Annotated in this window: 1 protein-coding gene; it reads left to right on the forward strand. The window is 62.4% G+C overall.

The window, feature by feature from the left end; all coding sequences use genetic code 11:
• The coding region (locus ABR397_RS24145; protein WP_350307892.1) for an AMP-binding protein at positions 1 to 226 on the forward strand (226 nt) is incomplete at both ends.

Below are 226 nucleotides of genomic sequence, written 5' to 3' on the forward strand. Positions count from 1 at the left end.
GACCCTCGGCGTACAACCGGATGACCGGGTTGCCATCTGCGCCGGGCGCAGTCTGGAGATGGTGGTGGGATTATTGGCCATCCTTAAGGCCGGCGGCGCCTATCTGCCGCTCGATCCGGCTTATCCGGCCGAACGGCTGGCCTATATGCTCAGTGATGCAGCGCCGGTGGTTCTGCTGACCCAGTCCGCGCTGGTTGAAATACTGGATAGCAGCCTGCCTACTGTG

The organism is Photorhabdus viridis (assembly GCF_040256935.1).
Taxonomy (GTDB): Bacteria; Pseudomonadota; Gammaproteobacteria; order Enterobacterales; family Enterobacteriaceae; genus Photorhabdus; species Photorhabdus viridis.